Origin of the sequence: Erythrobacter litoralis (assembly GCF_029760855.1) — a bacterium.
Taxonomy (GTDB): domain Bacteria; phylum Pseudomonadota; class Alphaproteobacteria; order Sphingomonadales; family Sphingomonadaceae; genus Qipengyuania; species Qipengyuania litoralis_A.
The window spans coordinates 341,615-365,503 of sequence record NZ_SOSI01000001.1 but is presented as its reverse complement, the minus strand read 5'-3'; the positions used below and the strand labels follow the sequence as shown (position 1 = coordinate 365,503).

Genomic DNA, 23,889 nt, shown 5'->3' with positions numbered 1-23,889 from the left:
CGTTGCTAATGCGACGAGACCCGTTCCCACAAGCTCACCGCCCCTTCCACTTGCCCTCGCGCTTTTCGACGAAGGCGGCCATGCCTTCCTTCTTGTCCTCGCTCGCGGTGAGGATCTGGAAGATGCGGCGCTCGATCGTCAAGCCCTGATCGAGCGAGGTTTCGAAGGCGGCGTTGACCATTTCCTTATTCGCAATCGCGGCCATTGGAGGCATCGAAGCAATCTGCGCGGCGGTCTTCATCGCTTCGTCGAGCAGGCTGTCATGCGGCACGACGCGGGCGACGAGATTGCTGCGTTCGGCTTCTTCGGCGTCCATCATCCGGCCGGTGAGGCACATCTCCATCGCCTTCGATTTTCCGACCGCCTTCGTCAGCCGCTGTGATCCGCCCATGCCGGGGGCTACGCCGAGCTTGATTTCGGGCTGGCCGAACTTGGCATTCTCGCTCGCGATTATGAAATCCGCCATCATGGCGAGTTCACACCCGCCGCCAAGCGCGAAGCCGTTGACGGCCGCGATCCACGGCTTGCGAGTTTTCTTGACGATCTCGCTGGTCCAGGGGCTGAAGAAATCCTCGAGATAGAAGTCGGCGGCCGCCTTCTCGCTCATTTCCTTGATGTCGGCCCCGGCTGCGAACGCCTTGTCGCCCGATCCGGTGAGCACCGCGCAAAGCTGACTGCTATCGGCCTGATAGACGGCAAACGCGGCGGTCAGGTCTTCAAGAACCTGGCTGTTCAGGGCATTGAGCGCCTTGGGTCGATTGAGCGTGATAAGAGTGACAGCGTCCCGCTGTTCGACGGTGATGGTTTCGTAGGTCATTCGTACTCCGTGGGATGACGATCAGGTGCGCGGCGTCCATTCCTCGCCTTCGGGGAGGGGGGCGAAGATGCTATCGAGCAGATCGTCGCTCACGCCTTCTGGGGTCGGCGGGTTCCATTCGGGATCGTTCGTCTTGTCGACGATGACCGCGCGGACCCCTTCGGCGAAGTCGGGCCGGGTCAGCACGCGGCTGGCGATGCGATATTCCATCCGCATGTTGTCGGCGAAGCTTTCCAGTTTCTCGCTGTCCGCGAGCTGCCGCAGTGCGACCTTGCAGGTCTGCGGGCTCTTGGTGCGCAGCGTGGCCAGTTCCTTCGCCGCCCATTCGCTATCGTCGGCTTCCAGGCTGGCAAGGATGTCTTCGTAGCGGTCGGAGGCGAAGTGCCGGTTGATCCGCTCGCAATTGGCTTCGATCCGCGCCTCTGGCGGCTTGACCGACAATTCGGACAGGATGCCGCCGACTCGCGAGGGATTGTCAATGATGCGCGCCTTTGCTTCGGCGAGCTTCTCGGTCGGCAGGTAATGGGTAGCGAGGCCGGCGAAGTGGCATTCCGCTCCGTCGAGCCGGGCACCGGTCAGCGCGAGGAACTGGCCGAGCCGCCCGCCCAGTCGCGAGAGATGCCAGCCGCCGCCGACATCGGGAAACAGGCCGATGCCCGTCTCCGGCATGGCGAAGCGGGTATTCTCGGTTGCCACCCGGTATTTGCAGGGCAGCGCGATGCCGACGCCGCCGCCCATCGTGATTCCGTCCATGAAGGCGACCACCGGCTTGTCGTATTCGAACAGCTGGTGGTTTAGGCGGTATTCGTCGTGGAAGAACTCGCGACCGCTTTTTCCGTCATCGTTCAGCGCGGAGTGGCGCAACAGGTTGATATCACCGCCCGCGCAAAAGCCCCGACCCTCGGCATGGTCGAGAATGACTGCTTCGATCGCATCGTCCGCCGCCCAATCGGCGAGCGCGTCGCTCATCGCACGGCACATATCGTGAGTGAGCGCATGGATCGCCTTGGGTCGGTTCAGCGAAACATGGCCTACGGGGCCATGGGTGTGGATGAGAAGCTCTTCGGTCATCCGATCAGGCCCCCTGCCGCAGCAAATCCCGGCCAACGATCATGCGCATAACCTGGTTGGTGCCTTCGAGGATGGAATGCACCCGCAGGTCGCGCCAGAAGCGTTCGATGGGGTATTCCTTGAGATAGCCGTAGCCGCCGAACAATTGCAGCGCGTCGTTCACGACCTTGCTGCCATTGTCGGTGGCAAGCCGCTTGGCCATGGCGGAAAAGCGCGACTTGTCGGGCGCGTTGTCCGTTACCTTGGCGGCGGCAAGGTAGAGGAGGGCGCGAGCCGCTTCGAGATCTGTCGCCATGTCGGCGAGCATGAACTGCGTGTTCTGGAACTCGGCGATAGGCTGGTCGAACTGCTTGCGGTCCTTGGTATAGGCGACCGCTTCGTCAAGACAGCGCTGGGCGCCGCCAAGCGAGCAGGCGCCAATGTTCAGCCGTCCGCCGTCGAGTCCCATCATAGCGAAGCGGAACCCTTCGCCCTCGTCGCCCACGCGATTGGCGACCGGCACGCGCGCATCCTCGAATATCACCTGCGCCGTGGGGGAGGCATTCCAGCCGAGCTTCTTTTCCGGCTTCCCGAATGAAACGCCCGGCGTGTCCTTGTCGATTACGAGGCATGTTATGCCCTTGGTCTTGTGCTCGCCGGTGCGGACCATCGTGACGTAGACGTCGTTCACGCCGCCGCCGGAAATGAACTGCTTCGTGCCGTTGAGCACATAGTGATCGCCGTCCAGCACGGCCTGCGTCTTCAGGCCAGCCGCATCCGATCCGCTGCCCGGTTCGGTGAGGCAGTAGCTCGCAAGCTTTTCCATGCTGACGAGATCGGGGAGGTAGCGATCCTTCACGTCCTGCCCGCCGAAGCAGTCGATCATCCAGCTCGCCATATTGTGGATCGAGATGAACGAGCTGGTTGTGGGGCAGCCATAGGCCATGGCTTCCATGATAAGCGCAGCTTCGAGCCGGCCGAGACCGATGCCGCCGCTTTCTTCGCTGACGTAGATCGCACCGAAACCCAGTTCGGCGGTGCTTTTAATGACGTCGCGCGGGAAGTGGCTTTTCTCGTCCCATTCGCCGGCATGCGGCGTGATGTTGTCGGCGGTGAATTTGCGCGCCATGTCCTGTATCGCGCGCTGTTCTTCGGTAAGCTGGAATTGTCCTGTCATGGCGCTGGCTCTAGCGGGCGAAAGCCGCGATTGCCAGAGGTGCGCGCAGCAAGAGTCAGTCCTCTGTCTCGGCCGCTTTCTCTACCACGCGCCGATCGAACAGCAGGCTCATCATATCGGTCGACATCCACAAGGGATAGGCGGGCGGCGGCACGTCGCGTTCCCATGCCATCGAACCGATAAGCGTGCCATAGGCATAGGGTACGTCGGGCTGCTCTGCCGCAATCGGATCGGCATAGGCTTCTTCCGCTGCAATGATCGTCCAGCCCTGCTTGCGCATCTCGTCGACGAGTTCGGGGAGGAACAGGGCGGCAAGATCCGTCTCGTGCATCAATAGCACGTGGGCGGGCGAGCGGCCGATCGTGTCGCGCGCCAGCTGGTCGTGATATTCGAGCGCGCTTAGTTGCGCGCCGATATAGAGGCGCGCGAGCTGCGTCATGTTTATCGTTTTACCCGCGGCTTTGGCGTCGAGGGTCAACTGCTCGAGATGCCAGTCCGACCCATCGGCCGTAACATAGCCATTGCGCAAACCGCGTGCGGCAAGGTCGGCGCGAATGGCATCGCGCTTGTCTAGGTCCCTGCCGCCCTCGTCGAGATAGGGAAAGCGGAACCACGGACGATAACCCTCCCTGCCTTTCAGCCAGGCTTCGGCGCGGTCGATATCGGCAAGGTAGGTTTCCACATCGCTGGTGCGCAGGTGGGGATGGCTGAAGGAATGGTTGGCGATCACATGCCCAGCCGCGACATAGGCCGAGATATGTGCGTCCCCGTTGGCCCCGTCAGCGGTCGAAAGATTTCCGGGATTGACGAAGAACGCAGCTTGTTCGACGCCGCTTTCCTCCAACGCGGCGATGATCCTTGCCGTGCGTTCGTCAGGAGAAAGAAATGCGCCCGCCGAACGCGGCACATCGTCGAAGGTGAGCGCAACGCGCTTTTCCGCGAGCGCGGCTGAAGGCACGCCGACCAGCAGGATCAGGCAGAGCGACAGGACGGTGCGGGAAGACATTCCGCGAGAATAGCAAGCGTGGCGTGGGAAGTAAGCCGCCTTCTGCCGCCGTGGGTTCAGCCACAATAGATGCGTTCGATGGAGCCGCCCGCATCGTAGACGATGTTCAACCGGTCTTCGCGGAAGTCCATCGTGAAGGCCGTATCCGGGCCGCCCCAGCGCATGGTCCGCGCGCCGCTCATGGCCAGCGCGCTGCGACCGATCGCTTCGCTCGCCTGTCGGCCGATGAATTGCTGCGCCTCGGTCGCATCGCACGTCGCGCCGGCGGCGGGCGGGGGCGCGGCGTCGAGCGAACCGGTGGGCGGATTGCCGGTTGTCATGCAGGCAGCCAGCGGCAGGGCGAACAGCGACAGGGCGAGGTTACGCATTATCTCCTCCACGATCGGGGCATTTCTTCAATGGCATGGGTTCGTAGGCATCGGCTTCATCCACATGCTCGGGTGTCAGCGTGTTGCCGTTGTTACTCAGGACAAAGCGATTGGTCGTCTGCCATGTTTCACCTTCGCCCGACATGTCGAGCGTAACCAAAGCGGTGCGCGCATCCCGCACCTCGACATTCGCCACCCGTCCGAGCGATTCGTAGAACTCGATCTCGCGCGGGCGAACGGCCATGCGCAGATCGGAACTGGACGAGCAATTGCCGTCGACATTGTCCCATATGCCGAGGAACTGCGCGGGAATTGCATCGGCCTGCCGAGTGACGCCGTCGGTCGTCGGATCGGCGAGCGACTGCCCATCCGGCCCAGCGCCCACGTCTTGCGGATCGCCGTCTGCGCGAACTTCGGTATCGACGGGTGCACTTTCGTCCTGCGACGAACAGGCGGTCATCGTCAGGGCGAGAAGGGCGAACGGGAATGCTGGTTTCACGAGCCGGTTCCTTTCGGACAACGGATATATTGCTTCGTCGACATCTGCCCATCGCCGTCGTCCTCGTTCACCGCCATGGTGTCGTTGGACTGCAGAGCGAAATCAAGGCGCGCCTGTGTCGGCGTATCGGCATAGGTCGTATCGAATGTCGCATCGATCAGGGTATCGGTACGATTGTGCACTTCCATGATCCGCCCGCCGGTCTCGAAATAGCTGTAGCCGTTTTCGTCCACCGTGATCAGGCGATCCCAGTCGATCGTACCGCGAAGCCGTGGATCGCAATCTTCGGCCCCCGGCGCGCGACCGAGATCGTCCTTGTGCCAGTCGCCGCGTAGCCGACTCGGCATCGTTTTCACGGTGGACTGCGAAGCTGCCTCCAACGGCGGAGCGCCGCTCCCATTGCCGCCATCGGGCTCGACCGGCATCATGGTGGGCGACGGTGTCGGCGTGTCCGGCGGTGTCTCCGCAGATTGCGAGCAGGCCGCAAGCGCCAGACACGCACCAACGATCCCGAAGATTGAGGGGTGTGCCATGGCGTTACGTCTCCTTCGGGTCAGCCCATGGTCGGGATGATGAAGGCGTCCTTGTTGTCGGCATCCGCCGTGCCGTCGGGCCAGCGCTGGGTGACCTTCTTCGCCTTGGTCCAGAACTTGAGGCCTTCCTGCCCGTACTGGTCGGTATCGCCGAAACCCGAGCGCTTCCACCCGCCGAAGCTGTGATAGCTGACCGGTACAGGGATCGGCACGTTGATGCCGACCATGCCCACATTCACGCGGTGTGCGAATTCGCGGGCGGCGTGGCCATTTCGGGTAAAGATGGCGACGCCGTTGCCGTATTGATGCTCGCTCGGCAGCTTGAGCGCTTCCTCGAAATCCTTGGCGCGCACGATCTGGAGAACTGGGCCGAAGATCTCTTCCTGGTAGCTCTCCATCTTTGGCGTGACATGATCGAGCAAGGTCGGGCCGACGAAGAAGCCGTCTTCATGGCCTTGCAGCGAGAAGCCGCGCCCGTCGATCACGACCTCGGCCCCTTCCTTCTCGGCCGTTTCGATCCATTGCTCAATGCGGTTCTTGTGCTCCGGCGTAACGACCGGGCCGTAATGCGCATCCTTGTCGGTGGCGACGCCGACACGCAGGGCGTTAATGGCCGGAATGAGCTTCTCGCGCAGCCGCCCTGCCGTGTCCTCGCCGACCGGTACCACCACGGGCAGCGCCATGCAGCGCTCGCCCGCCGAGCCGAAGGCGGCTCCGGCAAGGTCGTTCACCACCTGGTCGAGATCGGCATCGGGCATGACGATACCGTGGTTTTTCGCGCCACCCATCGCCTGCACGCGCTTGCCTGCGGCGACCCCGCGCTTGTACACGTAATGCGCGATGTCGGACGAACCGACGAAGCTGACCGCGGCAATGTCTTCATGATCGAGAATGGCATCGACCATCTCCTTGTCGCCATGCACCACCTGCAGCAGCCCTTCGGGCGCACCGGCTTCGACGAACAATTGCGCGAGGCGGACCGGCACACTCGGATCGCGTTCGGAAGGCTTCAGGATGAACGCGTTGCCGACCGCGATCGCCATGCCGAACATCCACATCGGGATCATGGCGGGGAAGTTGAACGGTGTGATGCCCGCCCCGATGCCGAGCGGCTGGCGCATCGAATAGACATCGATCCCCGGCCCGGCGCCTTGCGTGTACTCACCCTTCAGCGCCTGGGGAATGCCGCAGGCATATTCGATGACCTCAAGTCCGCGCTGAACGTCGCCATGCGCGTCGTCCACGACCTTGCCGTGCTCGCTCGACAAGAGTTCGGCGAGCGCCTGCTTCTCGTTCTCGACCAGCCGTTTGAACTCGAACATCACCCGCGCCCGGCGCTGCGGATTAGTCGCCGCCCATTCGGGCTGCACCTTCTTCGCCGCGTCGACCGCCTTTTGCAGCAGTGCCGCATCGCCAAGTGCGACTTCGGCCTGCACTTCGCCGGTGGACGGGTTCCACACCTGGTGTGTGCGATGGTCGGTTCCGCCGCCCTGATGGTTGGCGATGACGTGGTCGATAATGCGCATGGATAAACCTCTCTTTATTCGCCCAACGGCCTAGGCGCGCGAGAGGTCCTAGAGCAACCGGTTTCGTTTGTAACAAGAGGGCGGCGGTGACCAATCCGGTTGACCATGGAACGGATTACGCGCAAAAGCCGGCGCGCTCTTGCGGGTGTAGCTCAATGGTAGAGCAGCAGCTTCCCAAGCAGCCTAGAAGCCCAGATTTCTGCAGCTCATGCTGTAAACCGCGATCAAATTGGGGCCAATCAAATCAGTAGCTTGTGATTTCGATGAAAACTCGATGTGCGGATTTTCTGCAACGAGTTGCAAGGCAGTTGCGCGACGGCGCGCATTGTCCTGGTTTTCTTAATCGCCCCCGGTATAAGAAACTCCCGTGCCAAGGTTCATCGATCTTTTCGCGGGTTGCGGCGGGTTATCGCTCGGTCTCCACAATGCTGGATTTGATTGCGAGTTCGCCATCGAGCAGCATCAAGATGCGTTTTCCACCTACCGAAAAAACCTGTTGGATGCCGCAAGGTTTGAGGTTCAGTGGCCCTCGTGGCTAGAGATGGGCCCGCATGACGTGACGCATGTTGCTCTTGAACAGGAAGCCAATCTCCGCACTTTGGCGGGAAAAATCGACCTGATTGCAGGAGGCCCCCCATGTCAGGGCTTCTCGATGAATGGTCGACGCGACCCCGATGATCCTCGCAGCAAGATGGTCGGGGCCTATTTGCGGTTCGTAGAACTTGTGCAGCCTCGGCTCGTATTGCTGGAGAATGTTCGCGGGTTTACCTCAATGCCACATGCAGATGGTGGCACTTACGATCAGGTTGTGAAGGAGAGCCTTCGACGATTGGGATACGATGTCTGGTCAGAGGTGCTAGTGGCGTCGGACTACGGTGTCCCCCAAAAGCGACCGCGCTTCATCCTGATAGCGGCCTTAAAGGGCACACTACCCGGCGTCGATCCCCTCGTCAGGCTCCACACATCCAGGCGGCGCTTTCTCCAAGAAAGGGGTCTCGGCACGCGGGCGGTTTCGGTTGGCGAGGCAATTTCCGACTTCGTTGTTGGTGATCGCCAACCACTGTTGGATGAAGAATGGGGAGAGAGGGGCTATTGCGCCGTCAACCGTGCGAAGGACCCGGATAGCGCCTATCAAAATTTGATGCGCGATGGGCAAAACTCGCAGCCCAGTGATCGCAGATTGGCAAGGCACAGCGAGAGAACGATAGCGCGCTTTTTGAGAATACTTGCGACTTGTCCACGCGGGCGCAGCATATCGCCGGAGGACCGTGCGCGGCTAGGGATCGGGAAACGGTCGACGACGCCTCTCGACGAGCAGCTACCTGCACCAACAGTCACCACGCTACCTGACGATATCATTCATTATTCCGATCCAAGAACTCTAACCGTCAGGGAGTTGGCCCGCATCCAGTCTTTTCCCGACTGGTTCTCCTTTTCTGGCCCCTACACCACGGGTGGAGAGCGCAGGAAGACTGCGTGTCCGCGCTACACTCAGATAGGCAACGCGGTGCCTCCACTTCTTGCGGAGGCCATCGGCTGCATGTTAATCGGCTTGTTGCGGGACCAGTCGCCCGTGCAATCTAGTCACGTCCCGCAGGACAATGGCGAACTCTTCTCGATAGCCGATGAAATCGTCACGAGTTAAAGGCTCGCCGTTCTGTTTTCGGACAACAAATCCCTCTGCCGTTCGCTCTTCCACGACGTGCGCGAGGGCATGTCGTCGAGCCGTGAGCATAGGATAGAAATTTTTCTTGATCGATCTATGAAGATCGAGGATTTCGTCATCTCCCTCCCCTGCTTTACGCGCAATGCGTAGGGCTTCTTTCATAAGCGCGGCGGTCGGGACATACTGCTGAAAAAGCTCATCCAGAGTTGTGAGTTTGCGTAGCTCTTCCGCTCGATTTTCGGCATTCTCAACGAGATTATCTCTTAATGACGCGAAAATTTCATCCTTGCGTTGATCATCCTCTGCCGCATTCATGATAATCTTGCGGAAACGCTCGTCACAATCGGCGACGGTCTGTGCGGCAAGACCCCTCATGGAGTTCAGGCGATTGAGTGCCGGGGATAATTCTCCGACCAGTTCCCGAACTCTATTCGGCAGCTCTCTCCGATGGATGCAATAAACGCCCTCTATTCCCGCCTTATACATCAATTGGCGGAGATCAACCTCGTCAGCACCGCTGTAAAACAAGAGGGGCGTTGATCGAAAATGTCGCCTAACCGATTTCGCGATCTCATCGCCCTTCGTCGCGCCGAGCTGCAAGTCCAGAAGGATCAGCTCGTAATCGTAAAACTGCTCCTGCCGATGCGCGAACTCGGCAATCTCCTCCTGTGTCGCGATCCGCTCGATCCTCGGATCAAATCCATTCGCGCGGATGGCTTCCTCTACGCTCTCAACAAATGCATCGCTCGCCTGATCCTCTATCCAGCAAACGTTGAAGGTGAGGTTCATTTCTTTGGCTCTGGCAAGATCATTGCAAACTCAACCCGCCCAGTATGCCTCCTAGCATCTAAGATTAGACCACCGCCCATATCCTCCATGACCTTTTTGGCGTGATACAGTCCCAAGCCTGTCCCCTCGGCCGTCGATGAATATCCCTTCTCGAAAATCCTCTCCGGATCGACCAACTGTTCGTTAATGCCACGCCCATCGTCCGAAATGGCCACATGCACGCTGCCCTTTTTGCTGCCCTTTCGAGCCTCCATGGTCATCATTCGCGCTCCATGTTTCCTCGCGTTGTCGAGCAGGTTGTCGACCACTACGACTAGGTCGACAGGGCGGAAACGGGCGAAAAGTTCGAGGCCATTGGCATCAAACACCACAGTGGAGGTTGCGTCTCGACCACCTCGGACCTGATTTACATATTCATCGAGGAAGGCGATAACGTCTCCTTCGAGAAGATCGGTCTCGAGGTCAAAGCGTGCATTTGATGCGAAGCGTGCCACCGCTATCAATCTATCATTCTCAAGATGTATATAGTCTAGGTCATCGGCCACACGTCGTGCACGACTTCGGATCGCTGCGGCGGCGTCTTCCAAATCTTCATCCTCTACACTCTCGGCAATTTCCACTGCGGCATCGACAATTACACGAGCACCTTTGAGCGAACGATCAATTGCGGCTCCGATATGGCCGGAATAGATCATCACCTGATGTAGAAGGAGTGTCATCTGCTCGACGGTTAGGTCTTGTGTCGAGGCTAGGTATTTCGCTTGGCGCTCTAGCTTTTCGATGCGTGCATCGGCCCGCGCCTTCGCCTCTCGCGCCTCCTTTGCCGCTTGGGCCGCCTCGGCCTCAGCCTTTTCCAGCTCGGCAATGCGAGCCTTGGCACCTTCGATCCTTTCGAGAAGTCGCTCGTCGCCCTGTCTTTCGGCGATTGCAGTCAGCGACTTTATGGCCCCGTCGATGGTTTCCACATCATCATCGACAAGATCGACAATCTCTGGATCGAAATAGAGGAGTTCCAAGTCTTTCGTTGCAGCTAGATTCGCAATGATCTGCGCTACACGCCCCTTAGTCTCCCCAAAGCGCAGCCCGCTTGCATCCTCGCGAAACATATCGGCCTTATCGGGCCAGGTCACGCCTACAACATAACGTTCAAGCCTAAAAATCGCCTTCCTACGAATAGCATCAAACAACTCGCGGGAACGTGCATCTTCGATCAACCCGGCATCACGGCTGGACGCTTCACGGAACATACGGTGGGGTGCCGTCACATCGACCCGGCCCATTATGTCGCGGGTTCCTAAATATCTTGATGTGCCCTGTTGCTTCCTCCTGTTGAGGCCTAATGTGTCGTCTGTCTCTTCCCCGATTGGAAAGATGCGGAAGCCATTGAGGAAAAGGAACACGCTACCAAACTCGATGGGGCGGACCTTCATGCGAGAGGTGAACGTGTGCTTGGCGCTCCGATTAAGATAGAATATTTCGATCCGGATCTTGGCGACATCGAGGGTGTCGTAAGCGTTTGCCTCGCGGATGCGATAGATTGTTCGGCCACGGTCTATGAGTTCAGTATTGATGCTGTCGCCTTCGAGGTCGACGACAATCCGCGTGGTTTTTTCCGCAAGCAGCTCTTGGAGGTCGTTGCCGACCTTGCCACTTAATTCCTTTATCTCATCATCGTCGAGCTCGTCACTGACGACAGATATGTAGACCGGAGTGTCTTTTGTTGTTCCGAAGGGGTCGATCAGCTTTTCGAGGTAGCGACGCAACCTGCCGATATCGTCAGCATCCCAATCCATGCGAAGCTGCTTTATGCGTAAGATGGTGCCGGATTTCTTTGGAAGTTTGACGGGAGCCTCGGTGGGAAAAGATGCTGAATCGTCATGGGTCACGTTGACATTTTGGAACAGCTTCTTGCTGTTTGCCTCGAACTTGGCCCATTCGACGTCAAGCCGTTGTACGCTATTGCTCCCCTTCTCGCGGGAATAGAGTTCGAGCTTGGCTCCAAGGGTGTCGCATGAAAACCGCCCTATTCCCTTGCTTCCGGCATATTGGCCCTGTGGCTTGATCTTGTTTCGATAGTCTTGGCTGGCTTCTTCGTCCTCGGAGCCGTCAGCCTTTGCCGAGTAAGCAACGAAGAGCCAGCGGTCCTTGACGCCCGCTTCGTCCATCCCCTTGCCGTTGTCGACGATCCATAGCTCGTCATTGATAAGGTCGAAGGCGATATCCACACGCTTGGCCTTTGCATCGAATGCATTCTTAACCAGCTCGAACACTGCAACGAACTCATTCGTGACCAAGTCACGCCCGATGATATCCTTGAGGTAGGAACTTACCTTGAAGTGCTCGGTGGTAGCCATCTGCGCCTCCATACCCCATGTGAACGCTATGGCCAGAATGAACGATATGCAGCGGCGGGAGCTTATGGCCAGGTTCCGTAGCAAGGACACACGGCCCGAAATGATAGTGAGGCGCGCGCTTCATCGCGCAGGACGCCGCTTTCGCCTGCACAGGAAAGACCTTCCCGGCCGTCCCGATATCGTATTGCCGAAGGATAAGGTCGCGATCTTGGTCCATGGTTGCTTTTGGCACGGGCACGAAGGATGCTCCATCGCGCGGACACCAAAGACACGGCAGAGTTTTTGGATCGAAAAGTTTACGAAAAACCGTGAACGGGACGTGCGCGTGAAAGACGAACTCGAAGGAATGGGTTGGAGGGTCGTCATCCTATGGGAATGTGATGTCAAATCGACCGACATCGAGGAACTTTTGCGAAACAACGGCCTGATCGCCTAATTAAATCCCGATACGGATTATCCCAGTTGGACGCAGCACCCCTGCGGTCACTGTTCGCACATGGATTGGTCCGAAGTTTCGGATGCATGAAACCCCACCCCTAGAGCCTCGTTGGACAACTTGGCCGTCTCAGCGTCGCGATCCACGCCGGCCCAGCATGGGCTTCAACTCACCAGATAGCCAATCTTCGACTGCAAGAACGGTATTTCGAGCAACGTCATCCCCCTCAGGGCCGTCGCCGCGGGAAGGAAATTGCCAAGCCTGAACGAAAAACGCTCCCGAAAGATGGCTCGTCCATTCCGATAGAGACAGAGCATAGGTCCCTTTCGGCGCTTTAATTAGATGTTGCCGAAGACGACTGCGCAACGTCCGCTTCCTCGCTCCCGTCGCGTAGGAACTTCCGACATAGAGAACCGGACCAATATCATGATTGTCTTGGGGAAGTTTCAGATTGTCTCGGCTCTGAGCCTCGAAGAACGCTTCCTTGAAAGCTGAAAGGTCAACATCTCGATCCAGCGTAATGATGTAGATACAGCGATCTCGAACGATTTGCTCGGGGTTGGTCAGGCTTTCGATTGCGTCATCCAATTCCGCCAATGTCGCACCGAACTCAATGCGCTCAACACCAAGTTTCTCTGGGGCTCGGCTTTTCTCGACCATCTCGGCCATCGCACGTAGTTTCGCACCCGTTCCAAAAGTCCAGAGTGTGGTAGCAGGGATTAGTGCATCAGAACTCACTCTAGCCATCCTTCCCTCTTTAGATACATTCTGAACGCGCGGACTTGGAAGCCGCAAATCCACCCAAAAGGTTGGCCAGTGCCTGACCTCCGGAATGGGCGCTGTTCTGCTCATCGGCAATTTGCTGTGCAACTGTTGCAACGCTCTGCCAACTGCGATGGCAACCAAGAGCCGCGTACTCGCCATAAGCGTACGTTGGAGGCGGAGAGTTATGCCTCGACTTGATCGAGGCAAGAGGAAGGTGAGTGTCGATTGCCATTGTCGATGTTAGTTTGTGTCGGTCCGCGGCCCCGAGAAGCAGTAAGCGAGCCGTCTTGAAATTCATGAACCCTAAAGCTGACCTTATGGTCAAACTCTGCTATGGGTTGCGCACTCTGCGTTCCAGATCGCTCGCGTAGGTTCGGTGGATGTCGCACTCTTCGGCTAATTGCTTCTGCGACCACTCACGTTCTGATCTGAGCTCCCTCAGGTTTTTTGCAAGGCGCATGCGAACGTCCATCGCCAACACCGGACACCCGCTTTTGCTATTTCATTAAGTGGCTGAATCTAAACGCAATTTGCGATTGACTAAAAATCGTTCGCTGTTCAATCTACTGCTACGGGCGTTGCTGTTGGAGCAACGCATTCAGATATCACGGATAACGATGCAACGAACAGCGGACCAAAGACGCTTCGTCGGATACTTTCGCGTATCTACAGGAAGACAAGAACAGTCCGGCCTTGGGCTCGACGCTCAACGGGAAGCGGTCTCTCGTTTTCTCATTTCGCGCAACGCAGAACTTCTATTCGAGATCGTTGAGATTGAGAGCGGGGGAAGGGCGGATAGGCCTAAGCTAGCCGAAGCACTCCGATTGTGCCGCGTGCACGGTGCCACGCTTCTGATCGCCAAGCTGGATCGGCTCGCCCGCAACGTCGCCTTCATTTCGAACCTTATGGAAAGTGGTGTCGAGTTTCGAGCGGTCGATTTCCCCTCCGCCAACAGGCTTACGATCCATATCCTCGCGGCAGTCGCTGAACATGAGGCGCAGATGATCCGGGATCGGACTAGAAGTGCGCTGGCAGCAGCAAAGAAGCGCGGTCTGAAGCTTGGGGGTGATCGAGGCAACCTGAGGGGCGTCGCACACGAGGGAGCGCGAATAAGCGCACAACGAAGGCATGACCGCGCTCGGGCAAGAGCAGCCGATCTGAAGCCGATGCTAAGCGAGCTTGTTGGTAGAGGCCTTTCCTATCGGCAAATAGCTGACGAACTCAACCAGCGCGCGATTGCAACTCCTCGCGGCGGGCCGTGGGGGCCGTCGCAGGTCTATCGCTTGGTGCAACTGGTTGCAGCGGCATGACGCTGTTTCCGATGCCGCGCTTTAACCGCGTATCGCCCACCGGTGAAATTCTCGCGCTCGCCTCGCGTGGTCGAGCGATGGGCAACCGTGGCCCGTTGCTCGACGCCGAAGGGAAGATCGCTCGACGATGGGCCTACAAGCGCTGGATCTGCTGCACGCTGCGCGAGGTGAATGGCCGAAAGGTCCGCTTCGACGATCCGGAAGTATATACGCCGCTCTTCTTCACGGACGAAGCAGTCGCGTTGGCAGCGGGACATAGGCCCTGCGGAAGCTGTCGGCCCGATGCCTATTATCGCTGGCTGGTTATCTGGAAGGCCTTGGCGGGCGTGTCGAAGTTCGAACGGGTGCGAGCTTCTACAATGGATCGCGAGTTGCACCGGCGAAGGGCTGCACAACGCACCCGGCCGCCGATCAGGTTGCGCCTGGACGAAGTCCCAAATGGCGCGTTCGTCAAACTCACGGCTGCTCATTCCGGGCCGCTTCTATTGTACGAAGGTCGACTGTGGCCGTGGATAGACGGCGACTACGGCGCACCGACAATAGTCAACCGCTCGCTCGTCGACCTTGAAGCCTTCGTTTTTCCGAACGTCGAGTTCCTGATCAGCGGCTTTCGCTTCGATGACGAGCTCGCCCCCACTCCAGCCGACAGAACCGAAGAAGTAGACCGTGGAAGATGAATTGCGCCGAACTCCTAGACAGCTTTCAAAGCGGCTGATGGCGGGACTGCTGGTGCTGCCGGTCATCACTGTCTGGCTTCTGTTTCGGCGGCGGTATTCGGTTAAGCACCGGCTCGGCGGCCTCGCATTGGCAATCGTCGGATTGGCGATCACGATTTTTGCATTTGCATTGGTCCAAATCGCAAACATGACGTCGGAAGAGCGCCAGAAACTCGATGAAAGGGCGTCAGGACAAGAGGCAGGAAGACGGGAGCGCCGGGGGCAGGAAGAAACTCAGAAGCCTTCAGAAGCCGTCGAGAAAGCAATGTGCGGCGGTGACATCGAGTGCGCCGCAAAACGGACGCGTTCCCGTGCAGAACCGCGATGCACTCGCTTGATCGAGGACATCGCTCGCTATCGTTACGAATGGACAGAAGGCCTCAGCTTTAAGTTTTTCCGGGCGGAATGGTCACACTATGACGTTTACACCAAAGAGTACGGACCCAAGAGGATCATCTGGTTTGCGGCAACTCTCTCCGGCTTGAGAACGGCTTCGGGGCATTCCGGAAAGTCGTCTACGAGTGCGATTTCGACCCGGTTGAGGAGGAGGTGCTCACCGTTCGGATAAAAACTTGGAGTTCGCCGAGTGGCACTCGTCGAATACGAGCGTGAAGTCTCGACATGGGTCACCGAAGAAGAGGAAGCCCTCTTCAAGATGATCCCCGCCGCCGTGCGTCGTAAATGGCTCACGGGTCCAGAAGCCACCGCCGCGACCGCCGACCGCAGCGTGCAGGACATTCTGTTCGGCAAAGACAAGTTCATCATCGACGTCTTGTTCGAGCAGCCGTGGGGCCACCCCGATGGCTTCAAGCTGACCCCGCGAGTATTCACCCCATCCACCGCCGAAGAGGAAGACCTCAACAAGCGCGTCCCGAGCGTCTCGACCAAGGATCACCTGCCTTACTTCGAGAGCGCTGTCGCCAAAGAGGGCACGCCGGGGAACTTCGTCTTCCGCCTGATCCAGTTGAAGAAGGCGAAGAAGCTTCTCTCGACCTACATCAAGGGGTTCTACAAATACATCAAGCCGAGCATGGATGGCTCGAACTACGAGAAGATATACCCCTCCTACAATTTCCGCACGAACACCTTCCGGACCAACCGCCTTTGATGTACCAAGGGTCGCGGGAAGAATAGGTTGGTCATTCTGTATTTGAATTATTTTTGAAATAAATTAAAATACCATTAGATTTTGAGAGTTGCTGTCTACATATCTAGAAAACAAGCAGTAGATGTTTGATTTTATTCTTGAAATCAAGATTTTTTCATTAAATATGATTTTACGGGAGGCGAACAAAGGATAGGGAAGCGGTTTATGAGCTACTCCAAGGTAATTGTGGGAAATCCCATGATCGCAGGCGAGGTCATGCAAATTTACAGAGGGACAAACCATACGATGAAGCAAATCGCCGTACACCTTAAGATAGGTTTGGGGAGTGTTCATGAAATTATTAAACGAAGCACAACGCAGGAAGAGCGAAGGGAACTGAAACGTCGGCGGCTACGTGACAGCAAGTTAGGTAGGTTAAATCCCATGGCGGGAAAGAAGCCCGGAAATTTCGTGGGTAAATGTGACGATGGACGAGGCTATGTGACTGAAGTTGTCGATGGTCGACGCTACTTTGTTCACCGCATCGTGATGGCAGAGATGATCGGTATCCATCCAAGAGACCTGCCGCCGTGTCTCGAAGTCCATCATATCGATGAAAACAAGCGAAATAACGAGCCGGATAACCTTATGCTCGTCACGCCGGCAGGGCACCGGTCAGCTCACTACCTTATGGCGTGGACGAGCGCCCTTAGGGAAGAAGTGGACTGATCGATGCCCATCAGAGCTGTGCAACCTTTTGCAAGGATCAGAGCGAAAGGATCAATTGGACGAAAGCCGTCGGCGTTCAAAAAGGTCGACGTAAAGAGAGCGATTGATGGAGTGAGGAAAGAGGGCCTGGTCGTTGCTTCCGTCGAGATCGGTCCAGATGGGACGATACGCATATTAACACCAGAGGGAATAATGGGGCCGTCTAGCGGCGCGCTCTTTGACCAATGGCAGGATGCGTTGTGACGTCCGCTCCGCATTTCGTCCGCAAGAAGCTTCGCGATGGCATAGTTTGGTATGTGTATGCGTGGCGCGGCGGCCCACAAGTGCTGCGTTCGGAAGGCCCGAAAAAGCCAAAATTGGCGTCTGCCATCTGGGCGCAGATACATGAAGCAGAACTTTCAGAAAGCCGACCGCAAACTGATCTCGTTGGGGGCGCTCTAACGGCATTTCGCGGTTCGACCAATTGGAGGGACTTGGCGGACAGCACCCGGCGAACGTGGGGCAGGCATCTGGACCTGATAGAGGCAAAGTGGGGCGATGTTCCGCTGGCTATCTTCGATGATCCGCGAATGAAGGCGAAGATCGTTGCATGGCGCAACACCATGAGCGCGAAGCCACGGACCGCCGATATATCGGTCACGGTGCTTTCCCAGTTTCTTAATTGGGCAAACCTCGAAGGGCTTTTAATTCTCAACCCAGCGCGGGGGGTGCCAACTCTTTATCGAGCGGAGAGCCGGGCCCCAATCATTTGGCTCGCAGAGGACTTGGAGGCGATAAAGCGCGAGGCTCTGCAACCGCTCTGCGATGCTATCGAATTAGCGACCCTGACTGGGATGCGACGCGCTGATCTTGTGGCAATCCGATGGGACGAAGTTGGCGACCTTGCGATCCAAAGGACCGCCGCGAAGCGGTCACTTCGCAAGCGCTACCGGGTCACAATCCCTCGCTTGCCGGAACTTGATGCTTTACTGGAGACGCTCCGTGGACGCTCAAGAAAAGCTGGCGTCGAGACTGTTCTAGTCAACTGCTATGGCAAGCCGTGGACCGGAGATGGTCTCAACTCCAGTTTCCACGATGCCCGGCGTAGAGCCAATAACGGGAAAGGCATCTGGCATGTTGAGCGCGATCCTGTGTCCGGTGAGAAAAACCGAACGCAGAAGCGGCTTCACGACCTGCGCGGAACCTTTGCAACCCGTATCATGGCCCATCCGAGTGCGAACCTCACCAATCGAGAGGTCGCGGACATCATGGGCTGGTCGCCTGAACAGGTCGATCAGATCAGGAAAAGATACGTTGACGATAGCGCCATCGTGGTGTCAATCACGCGCCGCTTGGCAGGCGATTTGTAAACCGCTGTGTAAACTGCCGAGGTCCGAGGCTGCTAAGTCTTTAAAAAGCGGGTGTAGCTCAATGGTAGAGCAGCAGCTTCCCAAGCTGACGACGAGGGTTCGATTCCCTTCACCCGCTCCAGCCTCAACGATGCAGAACAGTGCCTCAGCTCGAACCGATCGCGGAATGGAATGCCACGAATGAGCTGGCGAGCGCGGCTTCGCTGTCGATCAGCGACTGGCGACTGGCGATGAGCTGGCGCTGAGCGTCCAGCACGTCGAACAGCGATGTGAGGCCCTCGCGATAAAGCGCGTTCGATTGACTGAAGGCGGTTTCGCTTTGCTCGATCGCTTCTTCGAGCGAGGCGTTGCGCTGGCGGTAGGCATCGATTGCGACGAGCGAATTTTCAACCTCGCCCAGCGCAACCAGAAAAGCTAGTCGGTATTCGGCGAGGCGGGCGTCGGCTTCCGCCTCGGCGGCGGCGACTTCGGCACGGCGGCGGCCACCATCGAACAGCGGGAGATCGAGCGCGGCCCCTAATGTCACGAAAAAGTCCGAGAACAAGCCGCCGAGCGAGCCGTCACCGATCGCGAGCGTTCCCGGGATGGTAAGCGAGGGGCGCAGGTCCGCCTGCTCTATGCCGATATCCGCAGCGGCGCGGGCGAGGCGGGCTTCGGCGGCGAGGATATCCGTACGGCGGCGCAGGAGATCTGCCGGGACGCCCACCTCTGGGCCGAGGCCGTAATCGGGGATGGCTGCGGTTTCCGTCGGCGAGGTCGGCGCGAAGGTTCCGGGTTGCTCGGCAAGCAGAATGGCGAGTGCGTTGACGGCATTGGCGCGGGCGATCTCCACCAGACCGAGCCGGGCCTGCGTTTGCGCAAGGTCGGCGGCAGCGCGGCGAACGTCGAGATTGGCCGATAACCCCGCTTCGAAGCGGAGCGTTACGATGCGTAGCGTGCGTTCCTGCAATTCGGTCGATTCTTCCAGTAGATCCAGCTGCGCGCCGGTGCGGCGATATTCGATGTATTGGTTCGCGACCGCTGCGGCGATCAGCCTGCGCTGGTCGGCGACGATGTAATCGGCTTCGGCGTAATCGGCCGCCGCGGCTCGAATTTCCGCCGCCAGCCGCCCGTTGAGGTCGGGATTGAAGAGGCCGAACAGCCCGCCCGTCGCGGCCACGCCGTTATCGGAGCCGAGATCGACGCCCGCTTCGGCCGCTCCGTCGACGCTCGGCAAGCGATCGGCGCGTTCGGCGCGCAGGAACGCGGCGGCGGAGCGCAGGCGGTCGGCGGCGGCATCGATCTCCAGATTGGCGGCTAGGCCCTGTTCCACCAGTGCATCGAGTTCGGGATCGCCGAAACCGCGCCACCAATTGTCGTCCAGCCCGGCGGGGGGCAGGTCGGAGGCATAGACAGGCGGGGGCACCGTAACCGCCACCCGTTCGACCGGAGACGTGCGTGCACATCCGGTGAGCGCGAGCGCGGTCGCAAGGACGAAGCCGATGCGCCTCATGCCGGTGCCATCGTCGTATCTTCGTCAACCGCGTCGATTTCCTCGCGCACCTTGGCGAGATCGACGCTGCGCGGTTTGCCGAGCCGGGCGACGCCGAGATAGATCACCGGGGTGAGGAACAGGGTGAACAGGCCGGCAAGGCCGAGGCCGCCGAAAATCACCCAGCCGATCGACTGCCGTGCTTCCGATCCCGCCCCGCTGGCGAGGATCAGGGGCGTCGCACCCAGCACCGTGGAGATCAGCGTCATCGCGATGGGACGCAGGCGGATCGCCGCCGCCTCTTCCACCGCTTCGCGCACGCTGCGGCCCTGGTGGCGCAACTGGTCGGCGAATTCGACGATCAGGATGCCGTTCTTCGCCATCAGCCCGATCAGCATGACCAGCCCGATCTGCGAATAGATATTGAGCGAGACGCCGGAAAGATACAGCGAGAAGATCGCCGCGGCGAGCGCGAAGGGCACGGTAAGAAGGACGACCAGCGCGCTCGTCAGGCTCTCGAACTGGGCGACGAGGACAAGGAAGACGATGACCAGCGCAAAACCGTAGGTCAGCAGCAGGTCGTTCGAGGTTTCCTCCAGACTTTCCGCCTCGCCCTGGAGCAGCATGTCAATGCCCGGGCCGACGCTTTCCTCGGCCAGCCGCTCTATCTCGGTCACCGCGTCGCGCAGCGGAGTGCCGGGGGCGATATTCGCGCTGACTTCGATCGCGCGGCGCTGCTCGGTCCGGTCGAGTTCGGCAGCGATGCCCTGTTCGTCGATCTGGGTGACGCTGGACAATGGGACCAAAGCGCCATCCGTACTGCGAACGGAGAGATTGCGCAGGTCCTGCGGGTTGGTCACGCTGACGGCTTGTGCGGTCAGGAAGATCGGCACCGCCTGATCGCCGACGTTGAGATCGACGAGGTCTTCGCCCCCAACCATCGCGCGCAGGGTTTGCGAAAGATCGTCGAGATCGACGCCGAGATCGGAGGCGCGCTGGCGATCGATGCGGATCGAAAGCTGCGGCTGGGTCGGCTGATAGGAGATGTCGGCGTTCGAAAGGATGTCGGAATCGGTGTCGATGGCGGTGGCCAGAGCATCGGCGGATTCAAATATCGTATCGTATTCCGCACCGGTCAGCGCGACTTCGATCCCATCGCCGCCGCCGCCAAAATTGAGCGTTCCGCGCCCCCGCGCATTGGTGCGCGAACCGGGGATCTCCTGCAGCGGGGCGTCCAGTTCCTCGACGATTTCGGTCTGGCTGCGGTCGCGATCGTCCCAGTCGGCGAGCTGGGCGGTCACGCGCACCCGGTTGGGATCGTAGCGGCCGACGATGGAGAAGGTGCTCTCGATTTCGCCGCTGTCGAGATAGGGCTGGAGCACCCGCTCCACCTCATCGAGCTCGCCGTCCATGAAATCGATGCCGACCCCGTCCGGCCCCGTCGCGTCCACAGTGATGACGCCGCGATCCTCGTCCGGCACCAGTTCGTTGTCGAGCTGCGAATAAAGGAGGCCGGCGGCCCCCGCGATCACGATCGAGACGATCGCGACCAACTTGGGCCGATCAAGGCATCGTTTGAGCAGGCTTTCATAGCGCTCGTTCGCGGCGGCTCCCCAGCGCCCCAATCGGCCCGGCTCCTTGTCCTGATTGGTCAGGTCGAAGCGCGCCGCCAGTGCGGGGACCAGCGAGAGGGCGACGAAAGAGGAAATGATGACGGCGACCGCCAGCACGAAGCCGAATTCCCGGAACAGGCGCCCGGCTTCCGAAGGCAGGAAGCTGATCGGCACGAAGACCGAGACGAGCACCGCCGTTGTGGCCACCACGGCGAAGAACACTTGCCGCGTGCCGACCACCGCCGCCGCCCGCCGCCCGAGCCCTTTGTTCTGCAAGCGCTGCGCATTTTCCAGCACGACGATGGCATCGTCCACAATCAGGCCGGTCGCCAGCACGAGGGCGAGGAGGGTCAGAAGATTGATCGAAAAGCCCATCGCCCAGATGCCGGCGAGAACACCGACCAAAGCCACCGGAATGGTGGCGCTCGGCACAACTGTGGGCCGCCATGCACGGAAGAAGACGAGCAGAGTGCCGACGACGACCAGAATAGTGAAGCCGAGCGTAATGAGCACTTCCTGCACCGAAATGCGGATAAATTCGGCATCGTCGGACACAACCTGAATCTGCAGGTCGTCGAAGCGCTCGTTCAGCCGCTCCACGCCCTGCCGGATGGTGTCCGAAATCTCGATCGTGTTCGAACTCGCCTGCCGCACCACGCCGAGGCCGACGATGGGCTGCCCATCGAGCCGTACAAAATTGGTCGCATTAGCCGGGGCGAAATCGGCTTCGGCGACATCGCCGATGCGTGTGTTGCCGGAAATGACGACATTCTCGATCAGGGCGGGATCGGTGGCGCTCGCTTCGGCGCGGACGATCAGTTCCTGCGCCTCCGAACGGAACGAGCCGACCGGAACGTCGTACGGCGCGTTTTCGAGCGCGGTCGCGACATCGGCCAGCGTCAGGCCAAATCGGTTGAGGCGGGCGGGATCGACAGCCACGCGCATCTGGCGGGCGCGGGTGCCGAATTCCTCGATACTGGCGACGCCTTCCGCCGCCAGCAATTCGGGCACGATGTCGTTCTCTACGATGCGGGTGAGTTCCGCCTGATCGTAGCGGTTCGATTGCACCGCCAGCGTCATGATCGGCTGCGCATCTTGATCGGCTTTGACCACCGTGACCTGTTCGACGCGTTCGGGAAGGTCCCGCTGCGTCCGGCTGACCGCCTCGCGCACGTCGGATGCGGCGGTGTCGAGATCGATGCCGGGATTGAATTCCACCCGGATACGTGAATTGTTCTCCTCGCTCGATGCGCTGATCTGCCTGACACCCGAAACGCGCGCGACGGCATCTTCCAGCCGGCTCGTCACTTCGGAATCCATCGTTTCGGGCGCAGCACCGGGGAGGGTCGCGGTCACCGACACGATCGGCCGATCGACATTCGGCAATTCGCGCACTTCCACGCCCAGCAGTGCGGCGATCCCCGCGATGACGATCAGCAGGTTGAGAACGCCGATCAGCAGCGGCCGCTCGACCGCCAGCAATGCGAGATCGCGTTTATTCTTCATCGGCTGAAGGGGAGGCGGTGGGCGTGGGGCGGACCTGCACGGTCTGCGTGCCCTGGCTCCCGCCGCGTACGAGGCGGATGTCCTGCCCGTCGCGCACCTTCTGTACGCCTTCCACGATCACGCGATCCTGAGAACGAATAGCGCCATCGACGAAGACCTGCCCCTCGCGCCGCGCGGTGATCGTCACGGGGATACGCACCGCCTTGCCATCGCGCACCACGAACAGGTGCGAGCCTTCGCCGCCCCACACGATCGCTTGCTCGGGCACGACGGGGCGCGCTTCGCCTGCACGCGTGAAAACGACCCGGAAGCTCATGCCGGGGCGCAGGCGATCGCCGGTATTGGGAACGGCGGTGCGCACGATGAAATCGCGGCTGTCCTGCGAAATGCGGTTGTCGGTCGTCACCACACGGGCGTCGATGGTGCGCGACGGGTCGGAGAACGGGCTGACCTGTACCACCTGTCCCGGACGCAGGGCGTTGAACACCGACTCTGGAGCGGGGAAATCGACATAAAGCGTGCCACGCTGGTCGATCTGGGTGATCGGCGTTGTATCGTTCACCCGGTCGCCGGGATCGATTTCGGTCAGGCCGACATGGCCCGAGAAGGGCGCGCGCACCACACGGTCGGCAAGCGCGGTCTGCGCCTGTTCGAGAGCGACACGGGCGGAGGCGAGCGAAGTCTCACCCGCTTCGATCTGGCTTTCAGACAGGGCACCGGTATCCTCGATCCGGCGATAGCGGCCGAGCAATTGGTCCGCTTCGCGCACCGAAACTTCCGCCGCTTCGACGGCAAGGCGCTCCTGCCGCGCATCGAGCCGCAGCAGCGGTTCGCCTTCGCGCACATAATCTCCGGCCGAGAAGAGCACGGAGGTGACGCGGCCCGCAGTTTCCGGGTAGATTTCGGCGGAGGTCGCCGCACGCGCCGTGCCGATCGCTTCCACCTCTAGCTGTTCGGGCAGCACGCGAACCGCTTGCGCGACGACAGGCACAGCCTCGCTCTCCGGCTCCGGCTCCGGCTCGGAGCAGGCGGCTAAAGCAAGGCTGGTGGCAAGGATCGCAAGGCGAGCGAGGGCGTGCGGCATTAGCGTCATCCCTCGCACGGCTTGCAAGGCAGCATCAA

At 59.6% G+C, this 23,889-nt stretch carries 23 protein-coding genes and 1 tRNA gene; 9 read left to right on the top strand and 15 right to left on the bottom strand.

The window, feature by feature from the left end; all coding sequences use genetic code 11:
* Positions 1 to 34 precede the first annotated feature (34 nt).
* Genes E3U23_RS01670 through E3U23_RS01635 form a run of 8 tightly spaced genes read right to left on the bottom strand, consistent with a single transcriptional unit; the run spans position 35 to position 6,976 of the window.
* The gene (locus tag E3U23_RS01670; RefSeq protein WP_279349442.1) at positions 35 to 817 is read right to left on the bottom strand and encodes an enoyl-CoA hydratase-related protein; all 783 of its coding nucleotides are present in this window, start codon (positions 815 to 817) and stop codon (positions 35 to 37) included.
* A gap of 21 nt (positions 818 to 838) precedes the next feature.
* Positions 839 to 1,888, bottom strand: coding sequence for an enoyl-CoA hydratase/isomerase family protein (locus E3U23_RS01665; protein ID WP_279349440.1), 1,050 nt, complete (start codon positions 1,886 to 1,888; stop codon positions 839 to 841).
* A gap of 4 nt (positions 1,889 to 1,892) precedes the next feature.
* Positions 1,893 to 3,044, bottom strand: coding sequence for an acyl-CoA dehydrogenase family protein (locus tag E3U23_RS01660; protein ID WP_279349439.1), 1,152 nt, complete (start codon positions 3,042 to 3,044; stop codon positions 1,893 to 1,895).
* A 55-nt stretch (positions 3,045 to 3,099) separates the two neighbouring features.
* On the bottom strand, positions 3,100 to 4,050 hold the full coding sequence (locus tag E3U23_RS01655; protein ID WP_279349438.1) for a polysaccharide deacetylase family protein: 951 nt from the start codon (positions 4,048 to 4,050) through the stop codon (positions 3,100 to 3,102).
* A gap of 56 nt (positions 4,051 to 4,106) precedes the next feature.
* Positions 4,107 to 4,418, bottom strand: a complete 312-nt coding sequence (locus E3U23_RS01650) for an I78 family peptidase inhibitor (protein ID WP_279349437.1) — start codon at positions 4,416 to 4,418, stop codon at positions 4,107 to 4,109.
* Positions 4,411 to 4,917, bottom strand: coding sequence for a hypothetical protein (locus tag E3U23_RS01645; RefSeq protein ID WP_279349436.1), 507 nt, complete (start codon positions 4,915 to 4,917; stop codon positions 4,411 to 4,413). The genes E3U23_RS01650 and E3U23_RS01645 overlap by 8 nt, the downstream gene beginning before the upstream one ends.
* Positions 4,914 to 5,450 (bottom strand): hypothetical protein, encoded by a 537-nt coding sequence (locus E3U23_RS01640; protein WP_279349435.1) that lies wholly within the window; start codon positions 5,448 to 5,450, stop codon positions 4,914 to 4,916. The genes E3U23_RS01645 and E3U23_RS01640 overlap by 4 nt, the downstream gene beginning before the upstream one ends.
* 20 nt (positions 5,451 to 5,470) lie before the next feature.
* Positions 5,471 to 6,976, bottom strand: a complete 1,506-nt coding sequence (locus E3U23_RS01635) for a CoA-acylating methylmalonate-semialdehyde dehydrogenase (protein WP_279349434.1) — start codon at positions 6,974 to 6,976, stop codon at positions 5,471 to 5,473.
* Between the two features lie 367 nt (positions 6,977 to 7,343).
* Here E3U23_RS01635 and E3U23_RS01630 point away from each other — a divergent pair, with 367 nt between their 5' ends.
* The gene (locus E3U23_RS01630) at positions 7,344 to 8,621 is read left to right on the top strand and encodes a DNA cytosine methyltransferase (protein ID WP_279349433.1); all 1,278 of its coding nucleotides are present in this window, start codon (positions 7,344 to 7,346) and stop codon (positions 8,619 to 8,621) included.
* On the opposite strand, the gene E3U23_RS01625 is transcribed toward E3U23_RS01630, so the two are convergent.
* A complete protein-coding gene (locus E3U23_RS01625; RefSeq protein WP_279349432.1) occupies positions 8,520 to 9,431 on the bottom strand; it encodes a response regulator in 912 nt (303 codons plus the stop codon). The genes E3U23_RS01630 and E3U23_RS01625 overlap by 102 nt on opposite strands.
* Positions 9,428 to 11,785: an ATP-binding protein gene (locus E3U23_RS01620; protein WP_279349431.1), complete on the bottom strand. Its 2,358-nt coding sequence runs from the start codon at positions 11,783 to 11,785 to the stop codon at positions 9,428 to 9,430. Before E3U23_RS01620 ends, E3U23_RS01625 begins: the two co-directional genes overlap by 4 nt.
* A 28-nt stretch (positions 11,786 to 11,813) precedes the next feature.
* Here E3U23_RS01620 and E3U23_RS01615 point away from each other — a divergent pair, with 28 nt between their 5' ends.
* On the top strand, positions 11,814 to 12,221 hold the full coding sequence (locus E3U23_RS01615) for a very short patch repair endonuclease (RefSeq protein ID WP_347710002.1): 408 nt from the start codon (positions 11,814 to 11,816) through the stop codon (positions 12,219 to 12,221).
* A gap of 129 nt (positions 12,222 to 12,350) precedes the next feature.
* Here the strand turns inward: E3U23_RS01615 and E3U23_RS01610 are convergent, their stop codons facing one another.
* Complete coding sequence (locus E3U23_RS01610; RefSeq protein ID WP_279349429.1) at positions 12,351 to 12,890, bottom strand: hypothetical protein; 540 nt, start codon at positions 12,888 to 12,890, stop codon at positions 12,351 to 12,353.
* Positions 12,891 to 13,317: 427 nt separating this feature from the next.
* Entirely contained in the window at positions 13,318 to 13,446 is a 129-nt protein-coding gene (locus E3U23_RS01605; RefSeq protein ID WP_279349681.1) for a helix-turn-helix transcriptional regulator, read from the bottom strand.
* Positions 13,447 to 13,495: 49 nt separating this feature from the next.
* Between E3U23_RS01605 and E3U23_RS01600 the strand changes: the two genes are divergently transcribed.
* The 7 genes from E3U23_RS01600 to E3U23_RS01570 all read left to right on the top strand — a co-directional run bounded on the left by E3U23_RS01600 (position 13,496) and on the right by E3U23_RS01570 (position 18,298).
* On the top strand, positions 13,496 to 14,296 hold the full coding sequence (locus E3U23_RS01600; RefSeq protein WP_279349428.1) for a recombinase family protein: 801 nt from the start codon (positions 13,496 to 13,498) through the stop codon (positions 14,294 to 14,296).
* Positions 14,293 to 14,973: a hypothetical protein gene (locus E3U23_RS01595; RefSeq protein ID WP_279349426.1), complete on the top strand. Its 681-nt coding sequence runs from the start codon at positions 14,293 to 14,295 to the stop codon at positions 14,971 to 14,973. Before E3U23_RS01600 ends, E3U23_RS01595 begins: the two co-directional genes overlap by 4 nt.
* Before the next feature lie 37 nt (positions 14,974 to 15,010).
* Positions 15,011 to 15,580 (top strand): hypothetical protein, encoded by a 570-nt coding sequence (locus E3U23_RS01590; protein ID WP_279349425.1) that lies wholly within the window; start codon positions 15,011 to 15,013, stop codon positions 15,578 to 15,580.
* 18 nt (positions 15,581 to 15,598) lie between these two features.
* Entirely contained in the window at positions 15,599 to 16,120 is a 522-nt protein-coding gene (locus E3U23_RS01585) for a hypothetical protein (protein WP_279349424.1), read from the top strand.
* A 204-nt stretch (positions 16,121 to 16,324) separates the two neighbouring features.
* Positions 16,325 to 16,828, top strand: a complete 504-nt coding sequence (locus E3U23_RS01580; protein ID WP_279349423.1) for an HNH endonuclease signature motif containing protein — start codon at positions 16,325 to 16,327, stop codon at positions 16,826 to 16,828.
* A gap of 239 nt (positions 16,829 to 17,067) precedes the next feature.
* Positions 17,068 to 18,177: a tyrosine-type recombinase/integrase gene (locus tag E3U23_RS01575; RefSeq protein WP_279349422.1), complete on the top strand. Its 1,110-nt coding sequence runs from the start codon at positions 17,068 to 17,070 to the stop codon at positions 18,175 to 18,177.
* 47 nt (positions 18,178 to 18,224) lie between these two features.
* Positions 18,225 to 18,298 (top strand) — tRNA-Gly (locus E3U23_RS01570).
* Between the two features lie 24 nt (positions 18,299 to 18,322).
* Here E3U23_RS01570 and E3U23_RS01565 read toward each other — a convergent pair.
* From E3U23_RS01565 to E3U23_RS01555, 3 genes are read right to left on the bottom strand one after another with little or no spacing between them, the layout of a single operon-like run.
* Complete coding sequence (locus E3U23_RS01565) at positions 18,323 to 19,669, bottom strand: efflux transporter outer membrane subunit (RefSeq protein ID WP_279349421.1); 1,347 nt, start codon at positions 19,667 to 19,669, stop codon at positions 18,323 to 18,325.
* Positions 19,666 to 22,767: an efflux RND transporter permease subunit gene (locus E3U23_RS01560; protein ID WP_279349420.1), complete on the bottom strand. Its 3,102-nt coding sequence runs from the start codon at positions 22,765 to 22,767 to the stop codon at positions 19,666 to 19,668. The genes E3U23_RS01565 and E3U23_RS01560 overlap by 4 nt, the downstream gene beginning before the upstream one ends.
* Positions 22,757 to 23,851, bottom strand: a complete 1,095-nt coding sequence (locus E3U23_RS01555; RefSeq protein WP_279349419.1) for an efflux RND transporter periplasmic adaptor subunit — start codon at positions 23,849 to 23,851, stop codon at positions 22,757 to 22,759. The genes E3U23_RS01560 and E3U23_RS01555 overlap by 11 nt, the downstream gene beginning before the upstream one ends.
* Between the last annotated feature and the right edge of the window lie 38 nt (positions 23,852 to 23,889).